This is a genomic window from Actinocrinis sp. (genome assembly GCF_035946395.1).
In the GTDB taxonomy this organism is placed as follows: Bacteria; Actinomycetota; Actinomycetes; order Streptomycetales; family Catenulisporaceae; genus Actinocrinis.
In genome coordinates this window covers 1-5,429 of the sequence record NZ_DASYZI010000040.1, presented here as the reverse complement: position 1 = coordinate 5,429, position 5,429 = coordinate 1, and the positions used below count along the sequence as shown (strand labels likewise).

Sequence of the window (5,429 nt, the reverse complement as noted above, 5' to 3'; positions counted from 1 at the left end):
GGGGCAACCGGTTGCGGCATCTGCTGCATGTGCGATGCCGGCGGCATCTGTTGCTGTGGCATGTGTGGCTGGGGCATCGGTGGCCGCGGCATCTGCGGTTGGGGCGCCATCATCGGTTGCGGCGCGGGCGGCGCGAGCGGTCCAGGCGGTGGCTGGGGAACCGGAACCGTCAGATCCTGGATCGGCACCTCGTAGCCGAAGGCCGAGACGATCGAAACATCAATACCCTGAATCGCGACCTCGACGCCCTCGCGCACGGCCGAGTGCACGGCTTCCCGCATCGCGCGCACCTTCTCCGTGCGCAGCATCTGGTTGATCATGCCGGTACGGCCGAACATCCCGCCGACCAGATCCTTGAGAAAGGTGCCGATCAGCTGAGCGCCGAAGCGGCTGCGCCACATCGTCCAGCCGACGTAAAGGCTGGTGCCGTACGCGAACACGGTGGCGTAGGCGACGTATCCGCGTTCGCTGATGACCAGCCGGTTGTTCACGATCTCGCGAGTGAGGACGTCGCTGCGTACGCGCGCCGGCACGGCGGCCACGGGGATCCGGCGCCGGGCCAGCGAACCGTAGATCGCCGCGTATGCGTGCTCTGCCGCAGGCGCCTTCTCTTCGAGCAGCACCTTCCACTCGGCGATCGGCTCCGGAAGTCGGCTGATCAGCAGGACGACCCAGAACACGACGAAGGACACGAGGGCCCCTGCCGAGAGCAGCCCGAGGTTCGGCCCGCTGCTCTGCCCGAAGGCGTCGGTCGACGAGCTTTTCGCGCCGCCCGTGAACAGCCAGAGCAGAATGAAGACCACGAATACGATCCAGGACACGACGATCGCGGTCAGCCACAGTCGCAGCAGCACCTGGAAGGGCACGGACTCGTCCAGGCTCAGCTCGATCGGCGTGTACTTCAGCGACTGCGTGCGATAGGCGGCGTCCCCGCCACCCGGCCCGACGGCACCCCAGCCCGCGCGCCTCGTCTGCGCGCCTGTTCCGAAGCTCACTGATCCTCCACTGGTGTTCTTGCATTTCCGCCGCTGCAACCGCGCGGCGCTCTAGAAGTACGTGATGCTGATATCGGACCCTGATGCGGTTGCGCTGCCGTTCACGCCGAACGAGATGTCACCGCTCGTGGTCTGCGTCGCGCCGGTGTAATCGGTGTAGGTGGCGTCGTAGTGTGCCACGCCGTCATCACTGGGATCGCTTATCGTGGCCTGTGTGTCAGCGGTGGGCGCCGATTCCGCGTCGACCGTGACCGTCGGATACGTCGTGATCGACCACTGCACTGATGTGACGTTTCCGGCGATGGAGGCCGTGTTCACGTAGAACGGACAGCCGCTCGGGTCCGCATCGGAGGACTGTGCGCATGTGTCAAGCTGCTGTTTCACTTGTGCCTGCACGGCGTCCTGTGCGCCAGACGCGAGCTGCGGGGCGGCAAACGTGACGTCGTCGGTTGTTGCGCCGGGCGTGATGACACCAGTCTCCGTGTCGCTGGCAAGCAGTGCGTTCCCTTGCGCAGTCGCGCTGTAGACGCCAGGGAACGCGGCGAAGCTAGAGGTCGCGCTCAAATCGACGGTGATGCCGTTGACGGTCACGGCTCGACCGCCCGGGCCGCCAAGTTCGAGGTCGAGGAACGGGACTTGCAGCAGAAATGGCGACTTGGCTCCCGAAGGCGCCTTCACCAGCGCGAAGTCGGTCGTCATATCGGTGCCGCCGACCTTGTAAGTGACCCGGACGCTGTAGTCCGGCGATCCACCGACGCTTGAGAGCGTTGTCGTGCTCCCGACCTGCACGTCCGCAGGCCGAGCGGAGGCGGACGACAGCGCCTGCGGCACAAGGAGCGTCGTCGGACCCTGGCTGGAAAGCTGATCCCAGTTCGAGACGAGCGTAAGCGCGGACGCCGTGTCGTCCCTGCCGAGATCGTCAAAGTACTGCTGCACAACGGACGCCGGCGTCGCCGGGCCCGCCCCGATCACCTCATAAGCGATCCCGCCGCCAACCCCCAGCGCGACGACAAGCGCCCCGGCGATCAGTGCACTGCGACGCGCACGACCCCCGCCCCCCACCTGCGCCCCGCCAGCCCGAAGAGCGGGAGGCGGTGGATACAAGCCCGCCGGATAGCCGGCACTCGCGGTCGGCACGTGAGCTACGTCCCGTGGCCAGTAAGGCGAAACAGGTAGTGGAGGAGCCTGAGACGCCTCAGATACAGACCCCTGCGATGCAACGACGGAACCGCCGCTGACCGTCACGCCATCAAGACCAGCACCTGCACCAACGCCAACAGTCATCTGAGGTGCGGCACCAGCCACCGTTCCAACCGCTTCCGCAAGCACAGCCATCCCGCACATCGGGCAGAACGACGCGGCTTCGGCAAGATCGGATCCGCATTGATAGCACTGATACACGAAGTGCGCGTCTTGAGATGACACCTGAGACCCCAACCATCGGCATTACCGCGACGTCCTGGCCGTGACCACTGGGCCGGCCGGGACCCCCGAGACTGCGCATGCTGCGCTGATCGAATCGGCTGAATCGGTACATGCCAGCAGCGAATCAGCGGTTGATGTTAGGACTCCTAGCTGTGGAGCGGCAAGCGCGTTGCCCCAATCGAGACCCAACCCGCGTCAGACGCGTCCGTCACGAGGCCGAGAGGTACGTGAGATAGACGACGTACCGTGTCAGCCCTGCGGATTTTGCGGAAACTGCGGGCCCTGCGGACGTTGTGGTAGCTGCGGCTGCTGACCGTACGGGTTCTGCTGCGAATTGGGATAAGGCGCCTGCGGGTAGCTGCCGCCATAGGACACCGGCCCCAGCCCAGCCGGCGGCTTCGGACCGCCACGTCCACCTCGCGAGCGCGCAACGATCAGCAGGATCAACGCAACGATGACAATGGCGCCCACAATCAGAGCGATGATCAGACCGGTATGCGACGAAGCAGCCGCCACAGCCGCCGCCGTCGCGGTCGAGTTGCCGCCGGATCCGGCACTGGCGCCGGCAACGGCGCCGACACCAGCACCAGGCGTCGCACTCGTCGATGCCCCGAGCAACGGGTTCGACGTGTCGGACGGCGCGGACGCCTGAAGTGCCTTCAGTGGATCGACGATGCCGTAGCCGTACTGATCGCTGTGCTGGCCAGCGGTCTGGCCCGAGCCCGGATCGGCTGTGCTGATCAGGTCGCGGATCACCTGGCCCGCCGACCAGTCCGGATGCGCGCTGCGGATGAGCGCCGCGGCGGCGGATACATAAGCCGTGGCTTCGGACGTTCCGGACTCGGTTCCTTGCTGATTGAAGTTGTTATCGCGGTAGATGGTCACGCCGGGTGCGGTGAGAGTGAGTTGAGACCCTGTGTTGGACTGCGGCCAGATTTGGCTGTTTTGGTCAACCGCGCCGACTGCGATAACTCCCGGATATGCTGCGGGAAAGTCGACCGAAGCGGTGGACTCGTTTCCCGACGCCGCTACTATCACGACGTTCGCGGCCATAGCTTGGCTGATCGCCTGCTGAACTGTGGGATCGGATTGTGCGCTATTGAGGGATAGATTGATCACTCCGACATGCTTCTGCACTGCATATTGAATGCCTGCCGCGAGTTCCTGCGAGGTGACACCTCCAGCGCCGGTCATCACACGAACTGTGAGTACACGTGTGGCCGGAGCCAAGCCAGATACAGCAGTGCCATTGCCGGCAATCAGTGAGGCCATGCCGGTGCCGTGGCCCCCGCTGTCGGTATCCGTTCGCCCATCGCCGGTGCTTGTCGTGCTGCTGGAGAAGTCTGCGCCAGCGACAACTCGGCCACTGAGATCCGGGATGGAGGCGACGCCGGAGTCGAGGACAGCGACGGTGACGTGAGAACCCTTAGAGATCTGCCAGTCCTGAGTCGCCTTCAAGTAGCCAAGCGCCCACTGCTGGCTGGAGTCAGCCTGTGCAGGGCTCGCTCCGGCAACCGTAATAACGCACAGCGCGATCGCGATTGCCGTGCTGCTTGCGCGCCGAAAAGCAGTCCGTTCACTCACTCGACGACTGGAGGAGCTACTTCTTGGGCGGGCTGCCACCATTCCGGATCTTCTTTCAGGTATCCAGGGCGCTCGCCGCGCTCATCGTCATCATCGCGATAGCCGCCGCGTGCTGCGCCGCCCCGCATCATGTTCAGGGGGTTGCCTTCAGTGTCCGTCGCACCGTCGTACGCCGACCTTACCCGACCGGTTCCAGATCCTGACTTACCGTCCTCGACCAACAGCGACTCGTTGCCGCCGACCGAGGGCTGGATCCAGTCCTCGTTGACCTCGCCTGGCTCGTCGCCGCCGAAGTAGCGGCCACGGGAGTACTTCGACGATCCGAGTTGTTCCCCGTCGGACGTGGCGCCGGCTCCTCGGCTGCCCGTTCCGGGCTGCATGTTTGTTTGTTCCTCGTTGGCCGAGACTCCACCTTCGCCGGCTACAACGCCGCCGCTGCCTGGCGTGCCTTCGCCGTTAAGCGCTCCGTTCCCGAGGGTGGAGGCGCGGCGGGGTGTGCCGCCGGATTCGGTGCCGAACCCTTCCTCGCCGAAGACGTTGGATGAGCCCAGACTCGACTTGCCTCCAGCGCGGCCACCAGGTCCTTCGCCGAGCGGGTTCTCTTCACTGACGGGACTTGGCACGCCCGCGTTGATAGGCGGCTCGGTGAGGCCGCCGCCAAGGTTGCCGAAGATCGGCTCATTTGGGACCGAAGTCGGTGGAGCTCCGAGGTTTTCGGGACTGATCGGAGCGATGGTGCCGGACTCCGGGAACGTCATCGTTCCCTGAAGGCTGGTGCGGGGGTCCTCGAATACGCCGTTTTTCACACTGCCGACACCCGCGGGGGTAGAAGCGACGCCGCCGCTATTGGAGAACGTGCGTGTATAACCCCCTGCGGCTCTTGAGCCTCCGCCGTATGAGCCATTGCCCAGATTGAAAGTACTTGGTGGAGGGTTGCTTGGTTGGAAACCCTCACCCTCCAAGTTGCCATTCGCGATGGAGTTCATGTTGTTTGCGGACGTGTCGTAGCTCGTGGAGAGTGTGTTGAGCACGTCGGCGGCCTGGGTGCGGGCGGCGGTGTTGTGTTGCTGGGCTTGCTGGGTGGGGTCGGTGCCGGTGAAGACGTCCGAGAACGCGTTGCTGATCGAGCCGAAGAAGCCGCCGTTGGGGACTGGTACCTCGTTCGGCACGCTCTTCATTGCGGTCTGGGCGTTGGCGGCGGCTGTGCGTGCGTTCTGAAGTTGGGTGATCGTGTTGTCGACGGTCGACACTACGTTCTGGGCGTGGTTCGACGTGTCGGTGAACGTCTGGGACGCCGCGGTGGCCGCGTCGCCGGACCACGCGGATTGCAGGGAGGAGTTCGCGTGGTTGAGTGTGTCGACGATTTGGTTCAGCGAGGACTTGACCTGGTTGTAGCCCTGGATCTGGCTGTCGATGGCCGACGGC

4 protein-coding genes are annotated in these 5,429 nt (G+C 64.7%); all 4 read right to left on the bottom strand.

Going from position 1 to position 5,429, the window contains the following annotated elements; translation table 11 throughout:
* On the bottom strand, positions 1-995 hold a 995-nt coding region (locus VGS97_RS02860; RefSeq protein WP_326851587.1), incomplete at its 3' end, for a hypothetical protein.
* A gap of 51 nt (positions 996-1,046) precedes the next feature.
* Positions 1,047-2,420 carry a hypothetical protein gene (locus VGS97_RS02855; protein WP_326851586.1) on the bottom strand — a complete coding sequence of 458 codons (1,374 nt, stop codon included), beginning with the start codon at positions 2,418-2,420 and terminating at the stop codon, positions 1,047-1,049.
* Between the two features lie 249 nt (positions 2,421-2,669).
* Complete coding sequence (locus VGS97_RS02850; RefSeq protein ID WP_326851585.1) at positions 2,670-4,004, bottom strand: S8 family serine peptidase; 1,335 nt, start codon at positions 4,002-4,004, stop codon at positions 2,670-2,672.
* A partial coding sequence (locus VGS97_RS02845) for a WXG100 family type VII secretion target (RefSeq protein ID WP_326851584.1) occupies positions 4,001-5,429 on the bottom strand: 1,429 nt, incomplete at its 5' end. The genes VGS97_RS02845 and VGS97_RS02850, both read right to left, overlap by 4 nt.